Below are 26,100 nucleotides of genomic sequence, written 5' to 3'. Positions count from 1 at the left end.
TTTTTATTTGTCGGGCCAATACCAGGCGGGCTTGTCCAGCATGCGTTGGCCGACCACTTCTGTCTGGCCAAGGTTTTTTTCCAGCACGATGCAGTTGCACTCAGGGTCTTGTTGCAGGGCGGCGATCAGACGCCGGGCATGGGATACCACCCACACCTGCGAGTGCTGCGAAGCACTGATGATCAGCCGCGCCAGCGCGGGCAACAAATCGGGGTGCAAGCTGGTTTCCGGTTCGTTGAGCACCATCATGCTCGGCGGACGCGGGGTCAGCAAAGCCGCAACCAGCAGCAGATAGCGCAAGGTACCGTCCGAGAGCTCGGCGGCAGACAACGGGCGCAGCAGCCCCTCTTGATAAAACTCGATATAAAAATGCCCGCCGGGCACACATTCGATTTCCAGCCGTGCGCCAGGGAATGCATCGCTGATCGCGGCATGCAAGGCTTCAGGGTTGCCGACCTCAAGGATTGTTTGCAACGCAGCGGCCAGATCACGGCCATCATGATGCAGCACCGGCGTGCGCGTGCCCAGTTGTGGTTGGCGCACAGGCGCGTCGGGGTCAGTGCGAAAGTGATCGTAAAAACGCCAGCCACGGATGGACTCGCGCAACTGCAACACTTCAGGGGATGCCTGCAAGCTGCCGACCTGATCGAACAGGCTGTCGAAAAGCGGCGTGTGCTGTGCCAACACCTGCCAGTTGCGGCCGTCACGGGCGCGGATCATGGGGCCTTTACGTTCAACCAGCTCGCTGGCCGGGCGGTAAAAAGGCCCTGCCCAGAGGCTCTCATGCTTGATCTGCGGGTCGAGGTTGAACTGCGTGCGTCCGGGTATCGGCAAGCCCAGGGCGATGGCGTAGCTGAAGTCTTCTCCGGCAAAACCAAGGCGCAGGCGCTTGGCTTCCTGGCGCACGCTGGCGTTGACATCAACCTCGCCCAGCTTCATGCGGCGGGAGATCACCTCAGGCCCGGCCCAGAACGTCGAGCTCAGGCCGCCTTCACGGGCCAGGGCATTGACCACACCCCCCTGGGCGGTTTCGGCCAACAAGCGCAGGGCGCGATAAAGGTTGGATTTGCCACTGCCATTGGGGCCGGTGATCAGATTCAGCCGGGCCAGGGGCACCACCAACTGATTGATGGAACGGTAGTTGGCCACGGCCAGGGTGGTGAGCATGGGGTGACCTCATTTCGTGAAACTGATAGGCGGTAATAGAGTCCCACAGACGCTGAACACTGTTCTACGCTATCAACCGTATCCGCATGTTAAACGGCATCACGCAAAGGAGCTTGCATGGCTGGTCCACTGAACACGGGCATTTTGGGCTTGAGCCTGTTGGCGCTTCTCACCGCGTGCGGCAAGGAGGGCCCCAAAGAGCCTCTGTCCCCCCGGGTGTATGTGCAACAGGTGAGTACCCGTGAGTTCGCCCCACCGATCCAGCTCAGCGGTGATATTCAGGCCCGGGTCGAAACCCAGCTGTCATTCCGGGTGGGTGGCAAGATTATCGAGCGCAAGGTGGATGTAGGTGACCATATCCAGGCCCATCAGGTGCTGGCCCGTCTCGACCCCAAAGACCTGAAGATCCAGGTCGAGACCGCCCAGGCCAGCGTTAACGCGCAACAGGCGCAAGTGGTGCAAACCCGCGCGGCGTTTGTGCGTCAGCAAAAGCTGCTGCCAAAGGGCTACACCAGCCAAAGCGAATACGATGCTGCCAATGCCGCCCAACTGAGCGCCAAAAGTGCCCTCGCAGCGGCCCAGGCGCAATTGGCCAACGCCCGCGAACAACTGAGTTACAGCAACCTGGAGGCCGAGGCACCGGGCATCATCACCGCGCGCCAGGCCGAAGTCGGGCAGGTGGTACAGGCCACCATGCCGATTTTTACCCTGGCCCGCGATGGCGCACGGGATGCCGTATTCAACGTGTATGAATCGCTGTTTATCGAACCCCCCAAAGACCCCACGGTACAGGTCACGCTGCTGAGCGATCCGACAATCAAGGTCAACGGCCAGATCCGTGAAATCACTCCCACGGTTGCGGCACAAAGCGGCACGCTGCAGATCAAGGTGCAGCTCGACGCCTTGCCCAAGGGCATGGACCTGGGCTCGATTGTCAGTGTCAACCTGACCCCGCCGCCCAGCGCCAGCATTGAACTGCCATGGTCGGCCCTGACCAAGGACATCAGCGAGCCCGCCGTATGGATCGCCGACGAGCAAAGCAATGTACGCCTGCAACGGGTCAAGGTCGGGCGCTACCTGACCGGCAGCGTGATTGTCAGCGAAGGCCTCAAGGATGGAGAAAAAGTCGTGGTTGCAGGGGGGCAGTTGTTACACCCGGGCATGAAAGTTGAAATCGTCCCCGCACCGGCCGAAGGGGTGCAGCTATGAGGCGTTTATGGATGATGCCGCTGGCTGCTGCAATGCTGATGGGCTGCTCGGAGAAACAGCCGCCGGAACCCGTTCGCCCGGCGCTGTATGTGATTGCCCGGCCCGAGCTGGTTCAGGATCTGGGCCGCTTTGCTGGGAGTATCGAAGCTCGTTATGAAAGCACCCTGGGCTTTCGTGTTCCGGGGCGCATCGTGCGCCGTTATTACGATGTGGGTGCGGTGGTGAAACAGGGTGACATTCTGGCCAACCTCGACCCCACCGATCAGCAAAACCAGCTGCGTGCGGCCCAGGGTGATCTGGCCAAGGTACAGGCACAATTGATCAACGCCAGGGCCAATGCCCGTCGTCAGCAAGAGCTGTTCGACCGTGGTGTGGGCGCCCAGGCCCAACTGGACACCGCGCAAGCCGACCTCAAGACCACACAGGCTTCGATGCAGCAGGCGCAGGCTGCGGTCAATCAGGCTCAGGACCAGCTCAGCTACTGCAACCTGCGCGCCGACCATGATGCCGTGATTACCCAATGGCATGCCGAGGCCGGGCAAGTGGTGAGCATTGGCCAGGAAGTGGTCACACTGGCCCGCCCTGAAATCAAGGAGGCGGTCATCGACCTCCCGGGTCCGTTGGCCGAAGCACTGCCCAAAGGTATCGAATTCCTCGTCGCCGGCCAGCTCGACCCGACTATCAACACCCGCGCCCATGTCCGCGAAATCGCCCCGCAAGCCGACAGCGCCACCCGCACCCGGCGCACCCGCCTGACACTGGACCAGACGCCGGCGGCATTCCGTCTTGGCAGCTCGGTGAGCGTGACCGTCAGCAGCCCGACGGCCGAGCACTTCCAGCTGCCGCTCACTGCCCTGCAGGAAGTCGACGGCCACAGCCGCGTATGGATCATTGACAGCGCCACTCAAACCGTCAGCCCGCGTGACGTCAGCGTACTGCGTCGCGACGCCCGCAACGTGCTGTTGTCGGGTGGTATCAAAACCGGCGACAGGGTGGTCAGTGCAGGTGTGTACAGCCTCACCCCCGGGCAGAAAGTCAGACTCGATAAGGAAAGCTCGCAATGAATGGGAAGTTCAACCTGTCCGAGTGGGCTCTGAAGCATCAGTCATTTGTCTGGTATTTGATGTTTGTCGCGGTGGTCGCCGGGATTTTTTCATACATCAATCTGGGGCGCGCTGAAGACCCGTCCTTCGCCATCAAAACCATGGTCATCCAGTCCAAATGGCCCGGTGCTACGGTCGACGAAACCCGCCTGCAAATCACCGACCGCATCGAGAAAAAGCTTGAGGAGCTGGATTCCCTCGACTACGTGCAAAGTTACACCCGGCCCGGTGAGTCGACGGTGTTTGTGTTCCTCAAGGACACCACCAAAGCCGATGCCATCCCGCATATCTGGTATGAGGTGCGCAAAAAGATCGGCGACATTCGCGGCGACTTTCCCCAGGGCATTCAAGGCCCGGGGTTCGACGATGAGTTCGGTGATGTCTATGGCACCATTTTCGCCTTCACCGGCGACGGCTTCACCATGCGTCAGCTGCGCGACTATGTAGAGCAAGTGCGCACCGGCATTCGCGATGTACCCAATCGCGGCAAGGTGATGACCATCGGTGAACAGGACGAAACTTTCTACCTGGATTTCTCGACTCGCAAACTGGCAGCTTTGGGCCTCGACCAACAGCACATTCTGGAAAGCCTGCAAGAGCAGAACGCCGTCACTCCCGCCGGGGTAATCGAGGCCGGGCCGGAGCGCATGTCGGTACGCACCTCGGGGCAGTTCCACAGCGTTGAGGATCTGGCCGCCGTGAATCTGCGGGTCAACGACCGTTTTTACCGCCTGGCCGACATTGCCGAAATCACCCGTGGCTATGTCGACCCCGCGGCCCCCATGTTCCATTACAACGGCAAGCCGGCCATTGGTCTGGCAATCGCCATGATTGATGGTGGCAACATTCAGGAGTTCGGCAAGCAACTACAGCAGCGCATCGACGACCTGACCGCGCAGTTACCGGTGGGTGTGGGCGTGCATATGGTGTCCGATCAGGCGCAAGTGGTCGAGGAAGCTGTCAGCGGCTTCACCAGCGCCCTGTTTGAGGCGGTGGTGATTGTACTGGCGGTGAGTTTTATCAGCCTGGGCCTGCGCGCCGGTCTGGTGGTGGCGATCTCGATCCCGTTGGTGCTGGCGCTGGTGTTCGTGTTTATGGAATTTACCGGCATCGCCATGCAGCGCGTGTCGCTGGGTGCGCTGATCATCGCCCTGGGCCTGCTGGTGGACGATGCGATGATCACGGTGGAGATGATGATCACCCGGCTGGAACTTGGGGAAACCAAGGAGCAGGCGGCGACCTTTGCCTATCATTCCACGGCGTTCCCGATGCTCACCGGGACACTGGTGACCGTGGCAGGCTTTGTGCCCATCGGCCTTAACAACAGCTCGGCGGGGGAGTACACCTTCACCCTGTTCGCGGTGATTGCCGTGGCAATGCTGGTGTCGTGGGTGGTGGCCGTGCTGTTCGCGCCGGTGCTGGGCGTGCATATCCTCAGCGCCAAGGTCAAACCCAAGCCCGAGAAACCCGGGCGCCTGGCCCAGGCCTTCGACACCGCGCTGCTGTGGTGCATGCGTTATCGCTGGACGACCATTGGCGCGACAGTGCTGATGTTTGTACTGGCGGTGTTCGGCATGGGCCTGGTGCAGAACCAGTTTTTCCCGGCCTCTGACCGCCCCGAGATTCTGGTGGACCTGAACCTGCCGCAAAACGCCTCGATCCAGGAGACGCTCAAGGTCACCCAGCGTTTTGAAGAGTCGCTCAAGGGCGATGACGATATCGTGCGCTGGAGCTCGTACATCGGTGAAGGCGCGATCCGTTTCTACCTGCCGCTCGATCAGCAACTGCAAAACCCTTTCTATGCCCAGTTGGTGATTGTCAGCAAAGGCCTGGAAAGCCGTGATGCCCTGATCGAACGGCTCAACAAACGCTTGCGCGAGGACTTTGTGGGGGTGGGCAGCTTCGTGCACACCCTGGAACTGGGGCCGCCGGTGGGCCAGCCGCTGCAATATCGGGTCAGCGGGCCGAATATCGACCTGGTGCGCAAGTACTCGATCGACCTGGCCTCGGTGCTCGACGCCAACCCCAATGTCGGTGAAACCATCTTCAACTGGAACGAGCCCGGCAAGGTGCTGCGTATCGACATTGCCCAGGACAAGGCCCGCCAGTTCGGGCTGTCATCCGAAGACGTGGCCCATGTGATGAACAGCATCGTCAGCGGTGCCGCCGTCAGCCAGGTCAAGGACAACATTTACCTGATCAATATCGTCGGGCGGGCCAACAGCAACGAGCGCGGTACCCCGGAAACCCTGCTCAACCTGCAGATCACCACCCCCAGCGGCACCTCGATCCCGCTATTGGCCTTTGCCACGGTGCGCTACGAGCTGGAGCAGCCGCTGATCTGGAGCCGTGACCGGATCCCCACCCTGACCCTCAAGGCCTCGGTGCGCGGCTCGATGCAACCGACCGATCTGGTCAAGGTGCTCAAGCCCGAAGTCGACAAGTTCGCCGCCAACCTGCCAGAAGGCTACAACGTGCAAACCGGCGGTACGGTAGAGCAGAGCGCCAAGGCCCAGGGCCCGATCGCCAAAGTCGTGCCGTTGATGCTGTTCTTGATGGCAACCTTCCTGATGATCCAGCTGCAAAGCGTGCACAAGATGTTCCTGGTGGTCAGTGTCGCGCCGCTGGGGCTGATCGGTGTGGTGCTGGCGCTGGTGCCTACCGGCACGCCGATGGGCTTTGTAGCGATCCTGGGGATTCTGGCGCTGGTGGGCATCATCGTGCGTAACTCGGTGATCCTGGTGACCCAGATCGACCAGTACGAACGCGACGGCTTCGATCCGTGGCACGCGGTGATGCAAGCCACCCAGCATCGTCGTCGGCCGATTCTGCTGACCGCGGCAGCGGCCAGCCTGGGCATGATTCCGATTGCCCGGGACGTGTTCTGGGGGCCGATGGCCTACGCCATGATCGGCGGCATTCTATCGGCCACCTTGCTCACGCTGTTGTTTTTGCCAGCGCTGTATGTGGCTTCGTACAAGATCAAGGAGAACAAGAACCCGCCGCCAGAACATGCGTAACCCAGTGGGAGCGGGCTTGCTCGCGATTCGGACGACGTGGTCTGACAGACACACCGCGTCGATCCCATCGCGAGCAAGCCCGCTCCTGCAGCAGGGTGATTAGTGTGAATTTACGAATGCCGGTATCAAGACAGCGGTCTTTAATTGAAGGGAGGTGTGAACCTGGTTTCAACCCTCTCCGCAGGGAGAGGGTTGGGGGGAGGGGCTTTTGGCTCTTGCTTCGGGCTTTTTAACGCTGCGCCTGCCCCTGCTGCATCACCCACTGCACCACTTGTGGCATCAGCACATCACTGGCCTGGCCAAAACCTGCGACCACGCCTGGTACCATCGGGTTGCTCAGCGGCTGGCGCGTCTCAAAGCGTTTGGAAGCAATCACCCGCTGATCGCTGCTGCGTACCAGGCGGGCGTTGTACTGGATCAGCACTTCCGGGCTTTTGCCGTTGTAGTGGGTCTGAAACGCCAACAATTCGCCCCCCAGTTCGTAATCGGACTGCAAGTTGCTGTCATCGGTGCTCAAGCCCTGGATCCTGCCATCCTGCAAGAAGGCCTCAAGCAGACGGTTGCGCAACAGCACCGGGGCCGTATCGCTCCAGCGGGCACCTTTGTAGTTACTGATCAGGTTGCCCTCAGGCACCACCACGATGTTCTGGCTGTTCAACGCGCCAGTGGTCATCGGCTTTTCCAGACGCAATGACCACTTCACTGGCGTACTCTGGCTGACGGCCATGGGTGCTTGCGCCGCCGGCAGCCGATACACGTCGACTATCTCGGGTTTAGGCAAAATCGAGCAGGCGCTGAGCAGGCTCAGGCCAGTAGCAAGGGCGATGGAACCTGCCAGGCGATAGGTGCGCTTCATGGGGTGAATTCCTTGTTCTGCTCGCGGCCCAGCAAGTAACCGCTTGGATTGGATTCCAGGCGCCGCGAGATCGAGCGCAATGTGCCAAGGGTTTCGCGCAGTTCATTGACTGCAGGGCCGAGCTGATTCAGCCCCTGCAGGCCGCTGTTGAGCGAGTCCTCATTGTTGTTGATCAGTTTGTTGATCGTCGCCGTGCTCTGCTGCAGGGAGTTCATGGCCTGCTCGGCGCTGTTGAACATCTGTTTGCCTTCGGTGCTCAACAGGCCGTTGGCGTTGCGCATCAGCACGTTGGTTTGCTCAAGCGTGACGCTGGCCTGTTTGCCGACCTGGGCCAGCTGTTTCAATGTCTGGCTGATATCGCCGCGCTGACCGGCAATGGCCGTAGTGGTTTGCTCAAGGTTGTCCAGGGTCTTGCTGACACGGTTGACGTTGTCTTCGGAGAACAACGCATTGGCGTTATGCAGCAGCATATTGACGTTGGCCATCACGTCAGAGCCGTCGGTGAGCAGGCGGGCAATGGGCGAGGGCGAAGCCACGATTTCCGGCAGCTTGCCGTCCTTGCCCTTGAGGGGCGGGCTGTTGGGGTCACCGCCACTGAGCTGGATGATCGAAGTCCCGGTCACGCCGGTCAGCGCCAGCTTGGCCTTGGTGTCGACCTTGACCGGGGTGTTGGCCGCCAGACGAATGCGCGCCAGTACCCGGCGCGGGTCCTTGTCGTCCAGGCGCAGTTCGATCACGTCGCCGACCTTGATCCCGTTGTATTGCACCGAGCTGCCTTTGGACAGGCCGCTGACGGCTTCGTTGAACACCACTTCGTAATCCTTGAACGTGCTGTCCATGCTCGCCTTGGCCAGCCACAGGCCAAACAGCATGGCCCCGACGACAATCAGGACGCTGAACAGGCCGATCAATACATGATGGGCACGGGTTTCCATGTCATTGCTCCTTGAGGTGGGTTGCCGCTTCGTACGCGGCGCGGCCACGGGGGCCATGGAAATAGTCATGAATCCACGGGTCGTCGTAGTCTTCGACCTCAGTGATGGGTGCCGCCACCAGCACCCGTTTTTGCGACAGCACCGCCACCCGGTCAGTGATGGTGTACAGCGTGTCGAGATCGTGGGTGACCAGGAACACGCTTAACCCCAGCGCATCGCGCAGTGTCAGGATAAGTTGGTCAAAGGCCGCCGCGCCGATCGGATCCAGCCCAGCGGTGGGTTCGTCCAGAAACAGGATGTCCGGGTCCAGCGCCAGCGCCCGGGCCAGCGCTGCGCGCTTGACCATGCCCCCGGACAGTGAAGACGGGTACTTGTCTGCTGCCGACAGGGGCAATCCCGACAGCGCCAGCTTGACGCACGCCAGGTGCTCGGCATCAGGCCGGCTCAGGCCGGCGTGCTCGATCAGGGGCAGGGCGATGTTCTCTTTTACCGTCAGTGAAGAAAACAGCGCGCCCATCTGAAACAGCACACCAAAGCGCCGCTCGATCATCGAGCGCGCCTGTTCATCAAGGCTCATCAAGTCCTGGCCAAACACCCGGACCTGCCCTTCAGTGGGCCGACGCAAACCGACAATGCTGCGCAGCAGCACGGATTTGCCGGTGCCGGAGCCGCCGACCACGCCGAGAATCTCACCTTTGTACACATCAAGGTCGAGGTGTTCATGCACGGTCTGGCTACCAAAGCGGTTGCACAGGTCACGCACCTCGATCACGGTCTCGCCGGGTTTGCGCAGGGACGTACTCACCAGCCCATCTCCATAAAGAACAACGCGGCCACGGCGTCGAGGACGATCACGATAAAGATCGACTGGACCACGCTGGACGTGGTGTGGGCGCCCACCGACTCGGCGCTGCCGCTGACTTTAAAGCCTTCAAGGCAGCCGACCGCGGCAATCAGGAAGGCAAAGAACGGCGCTTTGACCATGCCCACCAAAAAGTGCTGCACGCCGATATCCGAGTGCAGCAGCGAAATAAACATGTCCGGCGAGATACCCAGGGACACCACGCAGACTACGGCACCGCCGAGGATGCCCGCCATCATGGCCATGAATGTCAGCAGCGGCAGGGAAATCAACAGCGCCAGCACCCGTGGCAACACCAGCAAGTCCATCGGATCGAGGCCCAGGGTGCGGATCGCGTCAATTTCTTCGTTGGCCTTCATCGAGCCGATTTGTGCGGTAAAGGCACTGGCCGTGCGCCCGGCGAGCAGGATGGCGGTGAGCAACACGCCGAATTCACGCAGGAAGGAAAACGCCACCAGGTCAACGGTAAAAATCCCCGCACCAAAGTTGGCCAGTACCGTGGCCCCGAGAAACGCCACTACGGCGCCCACCATAAAGGTCAGCAACACCACGATCGGCGCGGCGTTAAGACCGATCTGCTCGATATGCGCCACCACCGGGGTGATGCGCCATTGTTTGGGTCGAAACAGGTTGCGCGCCAGGGTCTGCAGGATCAGGCCGATAAACCCCAGCAGTTGCAGGGAGTCTTGCCACAGCTTGTAGACCGCGCTGCCGATGCGGCTGAGCAAGAGGATGCCGACGTTCTGTTCCTGGGCTGCGACCGGCACGCAAAAATCGCGCATCGAGGAATAGACCGTTTGCAGCAAGGCGCGGTCGGCGGCGGGGAGTTTTTGTGCGGTATCGGTCAACTGGCTGACGCGCTCTGCCCCCAGCAGCTCCACCAGCAGCGAAGCCCCGGCCGTATCGATGCTGGACACGTCGTCCAGGTTGATGGCGGTCTGGGCATCGTACTTGCCGACCAGTTGTTCGGTCTGCTGCTTGAGGCGTGTGTAATGGGCAAGCGTCCAGTCGCCGCTGATCAGCAGTCGCGCCGGATTACCGGAAGTGTCTAGTTGGGCATTGCCCGCCATGGCCGTAATAGTCTTAAGCTCCCAGCTCGGTACGTTTGAACGCAGACCTTATGTAATAGCACAATCCGGCAAAAGTGCTTCAGTTTGCCTTAACAACCGCAGGCGCAGATTGATCCAGGTTAACCCTGAAGCGCAAAACGCCGATCAGTTGCCCATCCTCGGTCAACACCCGGACTTGCCAGCGACCCACCGGGTCCGGCGGGAAATTCTGCTTGTGGGTCCAGGCGCGATAACCCTCTTTGCGCCCGCCATGAATATCCAGGGCGATGCGGTCGACCTCCTGGCCGTTGAGTTGCCACACATGGTAAATCCGCTCATTCAAACCCCGGGGCGCATTGATCGAGGTATAGGCGTACAGGCCACGACTGCGCAGCTCGCTGACGCTGATGTGCTTGATGCTCTCGCCCGGCGTGCGGTCCTGCAACTGGGTGGTGACGGCCACTTCGGTCATCCACAGCGTAGCTGGTGGCACCCAGGATCGCAGCAGCCAGCCGGTGCCGCCCAGGGCCAGGACTATCAAGGGCAATACCAGCCAGCCACGCCAGGTTTTCAGCGGCAGGCTCACGGCCAAGCTGGGAATTGACAGCAGCACGGCGGTGCCCAGCGCCAGTTTGTAGCTCTCGGAGGTGGTGAGGTTGAGGATGATCGGCAACGCCGTCAGCATGGCCGCGAACAGGGCCAGGGTGTGCAGGGCCAGAAACAGCCAGCGCCGGGGGGCCAGCCATTTGTAATACAACGGGTCAGTGATGGCGATCAGTGCGCACACGCCCAGAAGTCCGGTAAAGACCAGTTGGCCACTGTTCCAGGTGGTGGTGATAAAGAAAAATGGCAGGACGAAAAAAAAACTTTCCTGGTGGATCATCTGGGTGGCATAGCGCAGCAGCGGTTCAGGTATTTCGCGCTTGAACACCCGGCTGAACAGCCGGGTGAAGGTGTTTTCCAGCATCAACCAGACCCAGCTCACCAGCAGGATCACCGCAATCCAGCGGGCCATGCCTTGCTGGCGGTCCACCAGAATGAAACTGCCCACCCCCGAGCAAAAGCCAAACGCCGCGATCAGCCCTGGATAGCGCTTCATCAACTCAAGGATGCGCTGTAGGTAGTGGTTCCAGTCTGGCATTTGGCAGTTCACATTCTGTAAGGGGAAAACCTGGACAGAATAGCGTTTTAGGCGCTCCGCGTCCGGCACGATTGAAGGGGCCCCGGCCTGCATCGGCGCCCTGCAATCAATGCCCGTGGCTTCTGCCCACATGGCTGGGCTCGCCTTCCGGCGGGCTGACCGAGCCGCTGACTTCCAGCTGCTGCAAAATCCCGCAATGCTCCCCGTCAGGCCCCTCGCCACACTTTTGCCGCAGGTCGAGCAATTGCGCCTGCAGGGCCAGCAAACTGTCGACCCGCGCCTTGACGTGATGAATATGTTCGTCGATCAACGCATTCACGCTTTCGCACTGATCCTGGGGGCTGTCACGCAGGTTGAGCAGGCTGCGGATTTCTTCCAGGGTCATGTCCAGGCTGCGGCAATTGCGGATAAACGTCAGCCGCTCAACATGGGCCTGGGTGTACAAACGGTAGTTGCCTTCACTGCGCGCAGGCTCTGGCAGCAGCCCTTCGCGTTCGTAATAACGGATGGTTTCGACCTGACAGTCGGTCAATTTCGCCAGTTCGCCAATTTTCATCAAGCAGATCTCCAAAAGGATGCTTGACCCTATAGTGGCTACAGGGTCTTTACTTGGCAACAGGCACCTTTCCCGGACGCAATCTGATGAGCGATTCCATTCACGCACCGAACAAGCATGATCACGATCACGATCACGATCACGAACATGGGCATGGCGACACGCACGCTCACGCCCATAGCTGCTGCCCCGGCGCAGCGGGACCGAGCGTCGTCAAGCTGGCCGCCGCGGCCACTGCGGGCGCGCGCCTGAGCAGCTTTCGCATTGAAGCGATGGACTGCCCCACCGAGCAGACCCTGATCCAGAACAAGCTGGGCAAGCTGGCGGGTGTGCAGCAACTGGAATTCAACCTCATCAACCGGGTATTGGGCGTGACCCACGACCTGCCGTCCGTCGGGCCGATTGTCGACGCAATCAAATCCCTCGGCATGCACGCCGAGCCCATCAATTCCGGTGCGGATGCGGCCCCGCCTGCACTGCCTGCGAAAAAACACTGGTGGCCTCTGGCCGTGGCCGGTGCGGGCGCGTTGGCGGCTGAAGTGCTGCACTTTACCGATGCTGCACCCACCTGGGTGATTGCGCTGGTGGCGCTGGTGTCGATCCTCAGCGGCGGCCTGACCACCTATAAAAAGGGCTGGATCGCCCTGAAAAACCTCAACCTGAACATCAATGCACTGATGAGCATCGCCGTGACGGGGGCCGTGTTGATCGGCCAATGGCCGGAAGCGGCGATGGTGATGTTCCTGTTTACCGTGGCCGAACTGATCGAAGCCAAATCCCTCGATCGTGCGCGCAATGCCATCAGTGGCCTGATGCAAATGGCGCCGGACAAGGCCACCGTGCAGCAGGCGGATGGCAGCTGGATTGAGCTTGAGGTCAAAGACATCGCCCTGGGCAGCCTGGTCAGGGTACGGCCGGGCGAGCGTATCGGCCTGGACGGTGAAGTGGTAGCGGGCAACTCCACAGTCGATCAGGCGCCGATCACCGGTGAAAGCCTGCCCATCGAGAAAGCGCTGGGCGACAAAGTCTTCGCGGGCACCATCAACCAGTCCGGCGCCCTGGAATACCGGGTGACGGCAGCGGCCAACAACTCGACCCTGGCGCGGATCATTCACGCTGTAGAGCAGGCCCAGGGCGCCCGGGCACCGACCCAGCGTTTCGTCGACAGCTTCGCGAAAATCTATACCCCGCTGGTGTTTGCCTTTGCCCTGGCAGTGGCGGTGATCCCGCCGTTGTTTATGGGCGGCGTATGGTTTGACTGGATCTACCGTGCGCTGGTGTTACTGGTGGTGGCGTGCCCTTGTGCGCTGGTGATTTCGACGCCGGTAACCATCGTCAGCGGCCTGGCGGCTGCGGCCCGCAAGGGGATTCTGGTCAAGGGCGGGGTGTACCTGGAAGGCGGCCACAAGCTCGACTTCCTGGCCCTGGACAAGACCGGCACCATCACCCACGGCAAACCGGTGCAAACCGATTACCTGCCCCTTGATCCGCTGGTCACTGACAGCGCGGTGCTGTTGGCCGCCAGCCTTGCAAGCCGTTCCGATCATCCGGTGTCGCTGGCTGTGGCTAATGCTGCTGTGGATAAGAATCTGCCTTTGAGTGCTGTGGATAACTTCACCGCGCTGGCGGGGCGCGGAGTGCGTGGCGAAATCGACGGCAAGCTCTACCACCTGGGCAATCACCGCCTGGTTGAAGAATTGGGCCTGTGCTCTCCTGAACTCGAGACCGAGCTGTTTGCGCTGGAAGAACAGGGCAAAACCGTGATCTTGCTGTGCGACAGCGCAGGCCCGCTGGCGCTGTTCGCCGTGGCAGACACGGTCAAGCAAACCAGCCGTGAAGCGATCCGCGAGTTGCATGAGTTGGGCATCAAGACCCTGATGCTGACCGGCGATAATCCTCACACGGCCAACGCCATTGCCGCCCAGGTCGGTATCGACGAAGCCCAGGGCAACCTGCTCCCGGAAGACAAGCTCAAGGCGATCGAAGCGCTGTATGCCAAGGGCCATCATGTAGGCATGGTGGGCGACGGCATTAATGACGCTCCGGCCCTGGCCCGTGCCGAGATCGGTTTTGCCATGGCCGCGGCAGGTACGGATACCGCGATCGAGACCGCCGATGTTGCCCTGATGGACGACGATCTGCGCAAGATACCGGCTTTTATTCGCCTGTCACGGCAGACCTCCAGCATCCTGAAACAGAACATTGCCTTGGCATTGGTCATCAAGGCGATCTTTCTTGCGGTAACCTTCCTCGGTTTGGCCACCATGTGGATGGCCGTGTTTGCCGACATGGGCGTCAGCCTGTTGGTGGTGTTCAACGGTTTGCGCCTGTTGCGCAAATAGATCAAGAGGGGCTGTTGTGCTGAGTGCCGAGCTGAAAGCGTTTTACCGGGTGGCCCAACTGGGCAGCATTACTCAGGCCGCCAAAAAGCTCGGGCTGAGCCAGCCGACTGTGACCACGCAAATCCGCAACCTCGAAAGCCAGTACGGTGTAGAGCTGTTTTACCGTGGCGGCCGGCGCCTGACCCTCAGCGATGACGGCGTACGCCTGCTGCCGATGGTCAAGGCGTTGCTGCAGCAAGAAGCCGATATCGAATTCTTTTTGCGCAACAGCGGCCAGGGCACCGGCATGCTGCGCATTGCCGCGACCGCGCCGTATTACATCCTGGATCTGGTCAAAGCCTTTCGCGAACGCTTGCCGCAGATCGAGGTGGCGGTGGATATCGGCAACTCCCAGCAGGTGCTGGAGGCACTGGACGAATACCGGGTCGATATCGCGGCTTCCTCACAACTGGTGGAAGACCCGCGCCTGATCCGCCGCGTCCTGGGTGCCGATCCGCTGGTGCTGGCGGTGCATCGCAATCACCCGTTGGCCAAGCTAGAGCATGTACCGCTCAGTGCGCTGGCCGGGCATTGCTTGTTGATGCGTGAGCAAGGTTCGACTACGCGCCAGTTGACCGAAGACCTGCTGGCCAATGCCGGGGTGAGTTTTGGTCCGCTGCTGGAAATTGGCAGCCGGGAGTCGATCCGCGAAGCGGTGCTGCGCAATATCGGCATCAGCATCATCGCTCGCCAGGAAGTACCTCATGACCCGCAGTTACGGGTACTGACCCTTGAGAATGCGCCAGTGATCCATGAGTACCTGTACTGCCTCAAAGAGCGAAAAGCCGCGCGTTTGCCGGCGGCGTTTCTGGGGCTGGCGCAGGAAATGGCCCCGGCCTGACCACAATGACCCTGCACCCATACCCAAATCCACCAATACCACTATCGGCTGCTTTGGCCTTGCTGCCACATCTTGTACGCATTGCATCTCTAGGATGGCCCTTATCTGCTTGATGAGGTGCATCCATGAACAGCTCGAACACAACCGCTTTTACCCAGCCCGGCGTGCCGATGAAGGTGCGCAATGTGAGCAAGCGCTTTGGCGCCTTTACCGCGCTGGATAACGTCTCGCTGGAGGTGGCTGCAGGCGAGCTGGTGTGTCTGCTCGGCCCGTCCGGTTGCGGCAAGACCACGCTGTTGCGTTGTATCGCAGGCCTGGAGCATCAGGACAACGGCGCACTGTACCTGGGTGATCGCGATGTCTCCGAGCTGGCGCCGCAGGCCCGTGATTACGGGATTCTGTTTCAGTCCTATGCTTTGTTCCCAAATCTGACTGTTGAGGCCAACATTGCCTACGGCCTGGCTGGCAGCAATCGTGAGGTGGTGCGCAAGCGCGTCGGCGACATGCTGGAGTTGGTGGGCCTGACCGGCAGCGAAAAGAAATTCCCGGGTCAGCTTTCCGGTGGCCAGCAGCAGCGGGTCGCCCTGGCCCGTGCCCTGGCGCCATCGCCGTCTCTGCTATTGCTCGACGAGCCAATGTCGGCCCTGGATGCCCGCGTCCGTGAGCATTTATGTACCGAACTGCGCCAATTGCAGCGCAGCCTGGGCATCACCACGCTGATGGTCACCCACAATCAGGACGAAGCCATGCTGATGGCCGACCGTATTGCTGTGATGAACAACGGCAAGGTCGAGCAGTACGCCACCCCGCAAGAAATCTACGACAAGCCGGCCACGCCGTTTGTCGCCGAATTTGTGGGGCAGGGCAACTGGCTACCGTTTTTGCGCAACAGTGCCACCCACGCTCAGGTCGGCGGCATGAACATGCGCCTGGCAGATGACGCTGGCCGCGCCGCCTCGGGGCGTTTGTTCTGCCGTCCCGAAGCCATCAGCGTCAATCCGGTACTGCATCAGGAAAACCTGTTCCCGGCCCGGGTTCGGGAAATTACCTTTCTTGGCAATCGCTGCCGCATGAGCTTCGAACTCAACCACCTGCCGGGTCATGCCCTGACGGCCGAAGTCGGCAGTCAGGACCTGCCGCGCCTCGGCACACCGGATATTTTTGTCGCCCTGCCACCCGGCAGCCTGCAGGTGTTTGCCTGACATGGCCGCTGAAATGGCCCTGCCATTGCCCGGCAAAATGTCCCGCCAAGCCAGCAGAGCGGAACTCGGTGACCGTATCTTCGTGGTCGGCGGCAAGCTGCTGTTACTGCTGTTGTTGAGCGTGGCGGTGCTGATGCCGTTGCTGGCTATCTTCTGGCGCGGCTTCAGTGCCGAAGACGGCCAGGGCGGCGGCTGGGTCGCGGCGCGAGAACTGGTCACCAGCGCCAACTTTCACTGGCTGCTGGGTAATAGCCTTAAGGTTTCCCTCAGCGTGGCGGCCATCGTCGTACCGCTGGCGTATCTGTTTGCCTACGCCCTGCAAAGGACCATGATCCCCGGCAAACGCATCTGGCGCGGGTTGTCGTTGCTGCCACTGATGGCACCTTCAATGCTGCCGGGCATCGCGCTGGTGTATCTGTTTGGTAACCAGGGCATGTTACGTGGGCTGGTTAGCGACAATATCTACGGCTTCTGGGGCATCGTTCTCGGTGAGGCCATCTACACCTTCCCGCACGCCTTGATGATTTTGCTGTCGGCTTTGTCTCTGGCCGATGCACGTTTGTTTGACGCTGCATCGAGCATGGGGGCCGGGCCTTTCAAGGCCTTTCGCAGCATTACCTGGCCGGGCACCAAACAGGCCGTGTTTGCCGCGTTCTGCCTGGTCTTCACCCTGACCATCACCGACTTCGGTGTGCCCGTGGTGGTGGGTGGCGACTATCAGGTGCTGGCGCTTGAAGCCTACAAGGCCGTGGTCGGCCAGCAGCAATTCGGTCGCGGCGCCTTGATCGGCATGGTCCTGCTGTTGCCTGCGCTGTTCAGTTTCGGCGTTGATGCCTGGCTGCGCCGCCAGCATGGCGATTCGATGAGTGGCCGCGCCCAGGTGTTCAAACCCGTGCCGTCGAAGGGCCGTGACCGCTGTTATCTGGCCATTGTGCTGCTGATTTGCGCCACCCTGCTGCTGGTCTTCGGGATGGCGGTGTACTCGTCGCTGGTCAAGTTCTGGCCATATAACCTGTCGCTATCGCTCAACCACTACCAGTTCAACGACACCGCAGGCGGCGGCTGGCTGGCCTATCGCAACAGTGTAACGATGGCGCTGTGTACGGCGGTGATTGGCAGTCTGGTGATCTTCACCGGCGCCTATCTGATGGAGAAAACCAGAAGCCAGAAAGGCCTCAACCTGGCCCTGCGCATGCTCAGCTTTGTGCCGATGGCCGTGCCGGGGCTGGTGCTGGGACTGGGCTACGTGTTCTTTTTCAACCTGCCGGGCAACCCGCTGCATGTGCTCTACGGCACCATGACCCTGCTGGTGGCCTGCACCATTGCGCATTATTTGACCACTGCACAAATGACTGCGACCACGGCCCTGCGCCAGCTCGACGGCGAATTCGAAGCCGCCGCTCTGTCGCTCAAGGCGCCGCTCTATCGCCATTACTGGCGCGTCACCGTGCCGATCTGCCTGCCCGCACTGCTGGACATCATGCGCTACCTGTTTGTCTCGGCGATGACCACCGTGTCGGCGGCGATCTTCCTTTACAGCCCCGACACCATCCTCGCGGCGGTGGCGGTGCTGAACATGGACGACGCCGGCAACGTTGGCGGCGCGGCGGCGATGTCGACCCTGATCCTGTTCACTTCGGCGGGTATGTCCTTGCTGCTGGCATGGGCTTCGCGCGGTTTGCTGCGCCGCTCCCAGGCCTGGCGCCAGGGTGCGCCCGCGCAATAACAACCCTGCCCCTACACCCCAAAAGGAACCGCACCATGTTCAAGCCTCTTGCTCTTGCCGCTGCTGTCCTCACTGCTTTTAGCTTCAATGCGTTCGCTGCCAAAACTGAACTGACCGTGTACACGGCCCTGGAAGCCGAACAGCTCAAGACCTACAAGCAGGCCTTTGAAAAGGCCAACCCGGACATCGAGATCAAGTGGGTGCGCGATTCCACGGGCATCATCACCGCCAAGCTGCTGGCGGAAAAAGCCCGTCCGCAAGCAGATGCGGTGTGGGGCCTGGCGGCATCCAGCCTGGCGATCCTCGACCAGCAGGGCATGCTGCAAAGCTACGCCCCCAGGGACCTGGCCAAGATCGGCGGCAACTACCGCGATGCGGCCAACCCGCCGGCCTGGGTGGGCATGGACGTGTGGGCCGCGACCATTTGCTTCAACACCATCGAGGCGGAAAAACAGGGCCTGAGCAAGCCGGTGAGCTGGCAGGACCTGACCAAGCCTGAATACAAGGGCAAAATCGTGATGCCCAACCCGGCCTCGTCCGGCACCGGCTTTCTGGATGTGAGCGCCTGGCTGCAGACCTTCGGCGAGAAACAGGGCTGGCAATTTATGGACGACCTGCACCAGAACATCGGCCAGTACGTTCATTCAGGTTCCAAGCCTTGCAAGCTGGCAGCTGCGGGGGAATTCCCGATCGGTATCTCCTTTGAATACCCGGCCGTACAGCTCAAGCGTCAGGGGGCACCGCTGGATATCGTGTTGCCTAAAGAAGGCCTGGGTTGGGAAATCGAAGCGACGGCTGTAATCAAGGGGACGCCGCACGAAGAGGCAGCAAAAAAGCTGGCTGACTTCTCCGCAAGCCCCGCGGCGATGGAGCTTTATAAAGAGAACTTCGCGGTACTCGCCCAGCCCGGCATCGCCAAGCCACAGACCGAGCTGCCAGCCGACTACGAGCAGCGCCTGATCAAGAACGACTTCGCCTGGGCCTCGCAGAATCGCGACAGCATCCTGGCCGAGTGGCGCAAACGCTATGACGGCAAGTCCGAGAAAGCGGCGCAGTAGTTTTGTAGCCACAAAAGACCTGTGGGAGCGGGCTTGCCCGCGATTGGATCGCTGCGGTTGGACAGCCGCACCGCGGCGCTTGTATCGCGAGCAAGCCCGCTCCCACAAGGGAAGTGAAATTGCCCTTCAGGACATCGTGATGACTCAACCAATCCTTATCGTCGGCGCCGGCATTCTGGGCTTGTCCCACGCCTACGCCGCTGCAAGACGCGGTCTCAAGGTACGCGTCTTCGAACGCACCGCCACGCCACTGGGCGCCTCGGTGCGCAATTTCGGCCAGGCGCTGGTCACCGGCCAACCACCGGGCGTGATGCTCGATCTGGCCCGTGCCAGCCGCGACATTTGGGCAGTCTGGGCGCAGCGCGCAGGCTTTGATCTCAAGCGCAACGGCTCGTACCTGTTCGCCCGCACCGAAGCCGAAGAGCACTTGCTTGAGGCGTTCTGCCAAGGTCGTGCACGCGAGTTCGGCTACCGCGCCGAATTATTGCGCGGTGCAGAAATGGATGCGCTGTACGGTGGCCAGTTCAGCCATCATCGCGCCGCTTTGCATGGCCTTGACGACCAGCAGGTGTATTCACGCGAAGCCATTCCGGCCCTTATCAACTATTTGCAGTGTGAGCTGGGCGTCGAATTTCATTTTTCGACCCTGGTGCGCGAGGTCGAACCCGGTCAGGTCCATACCACGGCGGGGAGTTTCAAGGGTTCGCAGGTGATTGTGTGCTCGGGGCACGATTACCTGACCCTGCTGGCCGAGCCACTGGCCCGGCTCAACCCGAGGATCTGTCGCCTGCAAATGCTGCGCGTGCGGCCCAAGGTCAACTTGAGGCTGCAACACGCCCTGCTGACCGGCCTGAGCTGTGTGCATTACGGCGCTTTTGCCGACTTGCCCGAAGCGGCGCCAGTGCAGGCCGAAATCCAGCGTGACAGCCCGCATCTGGAGCAGCACGGCATTCACCTGCTGATCAGCCCGACGCCTTATGGTGATTTGATCGTCGGCGATTCTCATGATTACAGTGAGGATCCCTCACCCTTCAACGGCGAACAGGTGGATAACTGGATGCTGCAACTGTGCGAAGACACACTGGGCTGTGAAGTGCAGGTGGTCGAGCGCTGGCAGGGCGTCTATGGTGCCAAAGGGGCCAGGCCTTTTACCTGGCTGCAGGTGGCGCCCGGTCTGAATGCGGCGCTGATGCACACGGGCGTGGGCATGAGCGTGGGCATGAGCGTGGGCCCGGCAATGGCCGAGGGCAATATCGCCCGGATGCTGGAGGAGATGTGATGACACACGCACAGCAAGTGGTTGAAGAAGTATTTGGCTTGTACCGGCAATACGGTACCGATGATTACATCGGCGAGCCGGTGTCACAGATCGAGCATATGTCCCAGGCCGCACAGCTTGCGCTGGATGAAGGTTATGACGATGAAGTGGTGTTGGCCGCGTTCTTTCACGATATCGGGCACTTTTGCGTCAATGATGCGAAGAACATGGATGGATACGGTGTAGTCAGCCATGAGCGGGTGGGCGCCGATTATCTGCGCCGTGCCGGGTTTAGCGAGCGGCTGGCCAAACTGGTGGAATACCATGTACAGGCCAAGCGTTACCTGACCTTGCGTCAGCCGGGGTATTTCGATTTGTTGAGTGAGGCGAGCATTCGCACCCTGGGTTATCAGGGCGGGGTGATGAGCGAGGCCGAGGCGGATGCCTTCGAGCAGGACCCGTTGTGCGGGTTGAGCCTGCGCATGCGGGTGTGGGATGAACAGGCCAAGCAGATGCATGTGCCAGTTATCGACCTGCAAATCCTCAAGGCCAAAGCCGTCCGCCTGTTAGAGGGTTAAGTACCCATTCTTGTGGGAGCGAGCCTGCTCGCGAAACAAACGACGCGGTGTATCAGTGATGATCCAATCGCGAGCAGGCTCGCTCCCACGGGGGGTAAGCCGGTACTTAGATCTGCCCGGCCAACAACTCAATCTGCTCCTGACGCTCAGCCTGGCTCAACTTCGGATGCGGGTTGAGCGACGACCATTGCGGGTGCGCCCGCGCCTTGTTCAGGGCTTCGGGCAGTTTGCCTTCGCGCCAGGTCTTGTCCTGCGGGGTGGCGACCTTGATGCTGTCCACCGCCGCATGCCCGCGAGCATTGAGAGCGTGCAGTAATTGCCGTTGGCGCAACGCCAGCAGGCGTAACACGCTGTCGTCCACGGTCAACTCGCGCTGGCCCTTGAACTTGCCCAGCAAGCGGCTGCCGTAGCTGCGCGCGGTTTGCAGCGCACCGCCGGCAATGGCCCCGGCCAGCGCCGCCGCGCCCAGCGTCAGGCCGCCCACCATCAAGTCCACGCCAGCCCCGGCCGCAGCACCTGCGGCAATCCCGCTACCGACCCGCACGCCCAGATGCTTGAGCGTCTCGGGGTTGAACAAGTCATCGCCCCAGCGCCCGTCGAGTAGCGGCAAGTCGCTGGCCGCCGCATCGCTGGTGCGAAAACCGTACAGCTTGAGCAGGGCTTCTACGCAGCGTTGCTCGCGTTGGCGAATCGTTTCGCGCAACTGCTGGGTAGCTTGTTGTTCGGCGGTTTTTTCGCTGGCCACGCTGCGTCGGCAGGCGGCGCAGTCGATCAGCAGTTCGGCAATCAGGCGCAGGGCGCTGTGCTTGCGGGCTTCACGCTGGGCCTCCTGATCGGTAATCAGTCGTTGCAGCGCGCCCCGCGAATGCTCCAGCAACAGCGCCAGGCTTTCATATAAACGGCGTTCGCCATCTTCGGGCGGTGCCACGCTGTCGAAGCGTACCAGTGCATGCAGGCCCAGACGGGCCAGGGCTTCGCGCCACTCGGGTTCGCGGTGCTGCGGGCTGCTGACAAAGTTGAGCACGGGCAACAGCGGTTTGCCACAACTGGCCAGTACGCTGAGTTCGTCGCGGTACTTGGCCAGCACCGGCTCGCGGGCGTCGATCACATACAGCCCGGCGTCCGAGGCCAGCAGTTGGCGCAACACCTTGGCTTCCTGCTCAAAGCGCTGGCGCGCCTCGCTGCCTTCGAGAAAGCGCGCCACCCGCGCCGGCCCATCCAGGCGTTCGCCGGGGTGGTCGAGGCGCTCAAGGTAGTCGAGCAGGGCGATGGCATCTTCCAGCCCCGGCGTGTCGTACAGCTCCAGCAACGGCTCGCCGTCGACCGACAGCCGTGCGCCTTCGACATGGCGCGTGGTGCTGGGACGATGGGACACTTCACCAAAACCGACATCTCGGGTCAGGGTCCGCAGCAACGAGGTTTTGCCGACATTGGTATGGCCCACCACGGCCAGCGTCAGTGGCTTAGTCATGGCCTGTCTCCAGCCAGTTCAGGGGGGCGCTGGCGGCGAACGGTAAACCCAGTTTCTCCAGCGCCGTGTGCCAGTCGCCCAGGCGATCAGCGTCCAGTGCCTGGCCGGGGGGGGCTTGCAGTAGCCATATGCGGGTTTCGCGGGCACTGCGGGCCAGTTCGCCGATCAGCGCCAGGCTGCCACGGTCCGGCGAGCGTCGCGGGTCGCAGGCAATGGCCAGGCGCGCCGGGGGGAAACGGGTCATTTGTTCGAGCAGTTTTTGCCTGGATTCGCGGCTGTCGAGAATGCCCGCATCCTTGACCGTAGCCGGCAACGTGGGTGGCCAAGGGTGTTGATCGTCCAGCTCGATGGCCACGATCAAGGCGCCATCGGTGTGCAGGTCGCTGTGCCCGGCCTGCACGTTATGCAACTGCTCGGGGGCTATGTCATTTACGCCCAGGCGCTCGCTGCTGGGCATCAGACGTTCGCGCAGCTGGCTGTAACCGGGCAGATTAAGGTCAAGTTGCAGTGCGTTGCGCCCGGCATTCCAGCGCCACAGGCAGAATGCCGCCAGTAGCAGACGCGGAATCACCCCGTAAATAAGGACCACGCCCACCAGCCAGACTGCCCATGCCTGACGCACCAGTTCATTGTCATAGAGGTTGGTGTCGTTGCTGATGCGGATCATCTCCACGGTGGGTACGCTCATGCCCAGCCAGTTGGGCAGGGCGCCAAGGGCGCGGGTGGCGGCGACAAACACATCGGCACCAAGAATCGTGGTTTCCCAGATAAACCCGTAACGGCGGGTGGCCATTAGCAGCAGCATCATCACCAACGCGCTGAGCATCGCCAGCAACCACAGGCCGTTGACCAGCGTGCCGAGTGCCCAGCGATTGAGCTTGCGCCGTTGCAGCAACAGCAATAAGGCGGGGGCCAGTTGTGCGGCCTTGGCGTCGCGGGCGAGTTTTTCGCTGAGCCACAGCCACAGGCGGCCGAGGCTGGCGCCGTGTTCACCGGCAAACAGCAGGCCCAGCGCCCAGCTCAACAGCAGGATCAGATTGAGGCCAAGCAGGCTGCCCAGCGCCCAGAACACATTGACCGGGGTTTGCCCGTTGCCCAGGGCGGCAAAGGCCAGCCCGGCGCCGCTGAGTACCGCCAGTACGGCCAATACCAGCAGCGCCAGCCGCGCACCTTGCAGCCAGTGCTGCATGGCGGCGAGCAAGCCATCCCGTTCCGCCAGCCACAGGGCACGGTTTTGCAGGCGTGTGGGCAGGTCGCCGGCGCTGGTGCGGGCGCGCCGATTGGCTTCAAGATCGTCCAGCGGGCCGGCGTGTTCTTCGCGCAGGCGCACGGTCTCGGTCAGCCAGAGGCGTTGTAATGGGGAAAGTTGATTCACAGGCCAGTCCATTCAAGTGAGCCATGAGCATAACCGCTGTTAGTCAGGCAGGGTACTGTCGGCGCGGGTGGCTCTGGTATCCTCGGCGCCATGAAAAAAACACTCCCCCTTAGCCTGATCGCGGCACTCGCTGAAAACCGCGTGATTGGCGTCGACAACAGCATGCCGTGGCATTTGCCAGCGGATTTCAAATATTTCAAGGCCACCACCCTGGGCAAGCCGATCATCATGGGTCGCAAGACCTGGGATTCGCTGGGCCGCCCGTTGCCGGGCCGGCTTAATCTGGTGGTCAGTCGTCAGACCGGCTTGCAGCTTGAAGGTGCCGAGGTATTTGCATCCCTTGAGGCGGCTGTGGAGCGTGCCGAGGCGTGGGCAATCGAGCAAGGCGTCAGTGAAGTGATGCTGATTGGCGGCGCGCAGTTGTACACCCAGGGATTGGTGGATGCCGACCGGTTGTACCTGACGCGAGTGGGCCTGAGCCCGGAAGGCGATGCGTGGTTCCCTGAGTTCGATCAGGCGCAGTGGAAACGGGTATCAGAGGAATTGCACGAGGCTGCAGAGGGCAAGCCGGCGTTCAGTTTTGAGGTGTGGGAAAGGGCTTAGTTACAAAAAGCCCCTCACCCCAACCCTCTCCCGGAGGGAGAGGGGGCTGATCTGTGGTGTTACGCAAATCTGCTTTTGTCTTTAGTCCCCTCTCCCTCCGGGAGAGGGTTAGGGCAAGCTTTTAGGCGTGCGCCAGATCACCATGATCGTCTTCAGCCAGGATGGCCTTGTCGGTCTGGTGCAGGATCTGGCTGGTGACGGTGCCTGCCACCATCGAACCGCTGACGTTCAGTGCCGTACGGCCCATGTCGATCAGGGGCTCGACCGAAATCAGCAATGCCACCAGCGACACCGGCAATCCCATGGCCGGCAACACGATCAGTGCAGCGAAGGTTGCACCACCGCCCACACCGGCCACGCCTACCGAACTCAAGGTCACGATGGCCACCAGCGATGCGATCCACACAGGGTCCAGCGGGTTGATGCCCACGGTCGGGGCAACCATCACCGCCAGCATGGCCGGGTACAGACCGGCACAGCCGTTCTGGCCAATGGTCGCGCCAAACGAAGCGGCAAAGCTGGCGATCGAAGACGGAATGCCCAGGCGTCGGGTTTGCGCTTCGATGCTCAACGGGATGCTGGCCGCGCTCGAACGGCTGGTGAAAGCAAAGGTCAGAACCGGCCATACCTTGCGGAAGAAGCGCAGCGGGTTAACCCCGGAAAACGACACGATCACGCCGTGAATCACAAACATCAGCGCCAGGGCGATGTAGGACACCACCACAAAGCTGCCGAGTTTGATGATGTCCTGCACGTTGGACATGGCGACCACTTTGGTCATCAAGGCCAGTACGCCGTAGGGGGTCAGTTTCATCACCAGGCGCACCAGGCGCATCACCCAGGCTTGCAGGGTGTCGATGGCGCTGAGGATCTTGCCGCCTTTTTCCGGCTCGTCCTTGAACAGCTGCAACGCGGCGATGCCCAGGAATGCCGCGAAAATCACCACGCTGATGATCGAGGTCGGCTTGGCACGGGCCAGGTCGGCAAACGGGTTTTGCGGGATAAACGACAGCAGCAGTTGTGGCACGTTCAGGTCCGACACCTTGCCCGCGTAGTCGCTCTGGATCACTTGCAGGCGGCTCATTTCTGCAGCACCGGCCACCAGGCCATCGGCGGTGAGGCCGAACAGGTTGGTCAGGCCGATACCGATCAGTGCCGCGATCATGGTGGTAAACAGCAATGTGCCGATGGTCAGGAAGCTGATCTTGCCGAGGGACGAAGCGTTATGCAGACGGGCTACGGCGCTGAGGATCGAGGCGAATACCAGCGGTATCACGATCATTTGCAGCAATTGCACGTAGCCACTGCCGACCAGGTCGAACCAGCCAATGGAGGCTTTCAGTGTCGGGCTGTCTGTACCGTAGGTCAGGTGCAGGCACAGGCCGAAGACCACGCCTATAACCAGTGCCAGCAAGACTTTTTTCGCCAGGCTCCACGCAGTGTGGCGGGTCAGCGACAAGCCGAACAGCAACGCGAGGAACACCAGCAGATTGAGGATCAGCGGGAAATTCATGAAAGCTCCGAGGGGACGACTTGTACCAGTCTTGGATGTAACTATTGCGAACCGGAAATCGTAACAGGTTGATATATCTACAAATATACCGATGTGGAATGACAACCAAGGTTTTTGGAATAAGCAGGTGACGCAGACAGGACGATGATAGTCGTGCCCAAGCCAAAAACTGTCATACAGGTTTGTTAGCGTCTGT

General features: G+C 61.1%; 21 protein-coding genes. 11 read left to right on the top strand and 10 right to left on the bottom strand.

Translation table 11 applies throughout. The annotated features are described in order from the left end of the window. Positions 1–3: 3 nt before the first annotated feature. On the bottom strand, positions 4–1,167 hold the full coding sequence (locus HBN79_RS05955) for an AAA family ATPase (RefSeq protein WP_169916445.1): 1,164 nt from the start codon (positions 1,165–1,167) through the stop codon (positions 4–6). 117 nt (positions 1,168–1,284) lie between these two features. On the opposite strand from HBN79_RS05955, the gene HBN79_RS05950 reads away from it, so the two are divergent. The 3 genes from HBN79_RS05950 to HBN79_RS05940 are packed head-to-tail and all read left to right on the top strand — an operon-like array spanning position 1,285 to position 6,499. Next, on the top strand, positions 1,285–2,376 hold the full coding sequence (locus tag HBN79_RS05950) for an efflux RND transporter periplasmic adaptor subunit (RefSeq protein WP_095020494.1): 1,092 nt from the start codon (positions 1,285–1,287) through the stop codon (positions 2,374–2,376). Then, positions 2,373–3,440: an efflux RND transporter periplasmic adaptor subunit gene (locus HBN79_RS05945; protein WP_094999768.1), complete on the top strand. Its 1,068-nt coding sequence runs from the start codon at positions 2,373–2,375 to the stop codon at positions 3,438–3,440. The genes HBN79_RS05950 and HBN79_RS05945 overlap by 4 nt, the downstream gene beginning before the upstream one ends. Then, on the top strand, positions 3,437–6,499 hold the full coding sequence (locus HBN79_RS05940) for an efflux RND transporter permease subunit (protein WP_094999769.1): 3,063 nt from the start codon (positions 3,437–3,439) through the stop codon (positions 6,497–6,499). The genes HBN79_RS05945 and HBN79_RS05940 overlap by 4 nt, the downstream gene beginning before the upstream one ends. A gap of 229 nt (positions 6,500–6,728) precedes the next feature. Here the strand turns inward: HBN79_RS05940 and HBN79_RS05935 are convergent, their stop codons facing one another. The 6 genes from HBN79_RS05935 to cadR all read right to left on the bottom strand — a co-directional run bounded on the left by HBN79_RS05935 (position 6,729) and on the right by cadR (position 11,898). Further along, positions 6,729–7,355, bottom strand: a complete 627-nt coding sequence (locus HBN79_RS05935; protein ID WP_094999770.1) for an ABC-type transport auxiliary lipoprotein family protein — start codon at positions 7,353–7,355, stop codon at positions 6,729–6,731. Next, positions 7,352–8,290, bottom strand: coding sequence for an MlaD family protein (locus HBN79_RS05930; RefSeq protein WP_094999771.1), 939 nt, complete (start codon positions 8,288–8,290; stop codon positions 7,352–7,354). Before HBN79_RS05930 ends, HBN79_RS05935 begins: the two co-directional genes overlap by 4 nt. 1 nt (position 8,291) lies before the next feature. Next, on the bottom strand, positions 8,292–9,083 hold the full coding sequence (locus HBN79_RS05925; protein ID WP_153326752.1) for an ATP-binding cassette domain-containing protein: 792 nt from the start codon (positions 9,081–9,083) through the stop codon (positions 8,292–8,294). Positions 9,084–9,091: 8 nt separating this feature from the next. Further along, entirely contained in the window at positions 9,092–10,222 is a 1,131-nt protein-coding gene (locus HBN79_RS05920; RefSeq protein ID WP_094999773.1) for an MlaE family lipid ABC transporter permease subunit, read from the bottom strand. A 79-nt stretch (positions 10,223–10,301) separates the two neighbouring features. Next, entirely contained in the window at positions 10,302–11,342 is a 1,041-nt protein-coding gene (locus HBN79_RS05915; protein ID WP_094999774.1) for a DUF5924 family protein, read from the bottom strand. Positions 11,343–11,448: 106 nt separating this feature from the next. Next, positions 11,449–11,898: a Cd(II)/Pb(II)-responsive transcriptional regulator gene (cadR, locus tag HBN79_RS05910; protein ID WP_094999775.1), complete on the bottom strand. Its 450-nt coding sequence runs from the start codon at positions 11,896–11,898 to the stop codon at positions 11,449–11,451. Positions 11,899–11,984: 86 nt separating this feature from the next. Between cadR and HBN79_RS05905 the strand changes: the two genes are divergently transcribed. The 7 genes from HBN79_RS05905 (at position 11,985) to HBN79_RS05875 (ending at position 20,942) form a co-directional block, all read left to right on the top strand. Continuing rightward, complete coding sequence (locus tag HBN79_RS05905; RefSeq protein WP_169916444.1) at positions 11,985–14,240, top strand: heavy metal translocating P-type ATPase; 2,256 nt, start codon at positions 11,985–11,987, stop codon at positions 14,238–14,240. A gap of 16 nt (positions 14,241–14,256) precedes the next feature. Continuing rightward, the gene (locus tag HBN79_RS05900; RefSeq protein WP_095017842.1) at positions 14,257–15,120 is read left to right on the top strand and encodes a LysR family transcriptional regulator; all 864 of its coding nucleotides are present in this window, start codon (positions 14,257–14,259) and stop codon (positions 15,118–15,120) included. Positions 15,121–15,245: 125 nt separating this feature from the next. Continuing rightward, positions 15,246–16,322 carry a putative 2-aminoethylphosphonate ABC transporter ATP-binding protein gene (locus HBN79_RS05895; RefSeq protein WP_095026828.1) on the top strand — a complete coding sequence of 359 codons (1,077 nt, stop codon included), beginning with the start codon at positions 15,246–15,248 and terminating at the stop codon, positions 16,320–16,322. Between the two features lies 1 nt (position 16,323). Next, a complete protein-coding gene (locus HBN79_RS05890; RefSeq protein ID WP_095017840.1) occupies positions 16,324–18,048 on the top strand; it encodes a putative 2-aminoethylphosphonate ABC transporter permease subunit in 1,725 nt (574 codons plus the stop codon). A gap of 35 nt (positions 18,049–18,083) precedes the next feature. Beyond that, positions 18,084–19,106, top strand: coding sequence for a putative 2-aminoethylphosphonate ABC transporter substrate-binding protein (locus HBN79_RS05885; protein WP_094999977.1), 1,023 nt, complete (start codon positions 18,084–18,086; stop codon positions 19,104–19,106). 139 nt (positions 19,107–19,245) lie between these two features. Further along, complete coding sequence (locus HBN79_RS05880; RefSeq protein ID WP_169916443.1) at positions 19,246–20,385, top strand: TIGR03364 family FAD-dependent oxidoreductase; 1,140 nt, start codon at positions 19,246–19,248, stop codon at positions 20,383–20,385. After that, complete coding sequence (locus HBN79_RS05875) at positions 20,385–20,942, top strand: phosphonate degradation HD-domain oxygenase (RefSeq protein ID WP_095017838.1); 558 nt, start codon at positions 20,385–20,387, stop codon at positions 20,940–20,942. Before HBN79_RS05880 ends, HBN79_RS05875 begins: the two co-directional genes overlap by 1 nt. A 106-nt stretch (positions 20,943–21,048) precedes the next feature. Here HBN79_RS05875 and HBN79_RS05870 read toward each other — a convergent pair whose 3' ends face one another. Both HBN79_RS05870 and HBN79_RS05865 read right to left on the bottom strand, forming a co-directional pair. After that, on the bottom strand, positions 21,049–22,413 hold the full coding sequence (locus tag HBN79_RS05870) for a GTPase/DUF3482 domain-containing protein (RefSeq protein ID WP_095024869.1): 1,365 nt from the start codon (positions 22,411–22,413) through the stop codon (positions 21,049–21,051). Further along, positions 22,406–23,788 carry a DUF2868 domain-containing protein gene (locus HBN79_RS05865; protein WP_133144082.1) on the bottom strand — a complete coding sequence of 461 codons (1,383 nt, stop codon included), beginning with the start codon at positions 23,786–23,788 and terminating at the stop codon, positions 22,406–22,408. The genes HBN79_RS05870 and HBN79_RS05865 overlap by 8 nt, the downstream gene beginning before the upstream one ends. Positions 23,789–23,878: 90 nt before the next feature. Between HBN79_RS05865 and HBN79_RS05860 the strand changes: the two genes are divergently transcribed. Next, the gene (locus HBN79_RS05860; RefSeq protein WP_094999782.1) at positions 23,879–24,391 is read left to right on the top strand and encodes a dihydrofolate reductase; all 513 of its coding nucleotides are present in this window, start codon (positions 23,879–23,881) and stop codon (positions 24,389–24,391) included. Between the two features lie 121 nt (positions 24,392–24,512). Here the strand turns inward: HBN79_RS05860 and HBN79_RS05855 are convergent, their stop codons facing one another. Next, positions 24,513–25,904: an L-cystine transporter gene (locus tag HBN79_RS05855; protein ID WP_083369724.1), complete on the bottom strand. Its 1,392-nt coding sequence runs from the start codon at positions 25,902–25,904 to the stop codon at positions 24,513–24,515. Between the last annotated feature and the right edge of the window lie 196 nt (positions 25,905–26,100).

The sequence above is a fragment of the Pseudomonas sp. WS 5051 genome, assembly GCF_012985715.1.
GTDB lineage: Bacteria > Pseudomonadota > Gammaproteobacteria > Pseudomonadales > Pseudomonadaceae > Aquipseudomonas > Aquipseudomonas bubulae.
The sequence above is the reverse complement of the archived record's forward strand: the minus strand, read 5'-3'. Positions and strand labels throughout refer to the sequence as shown.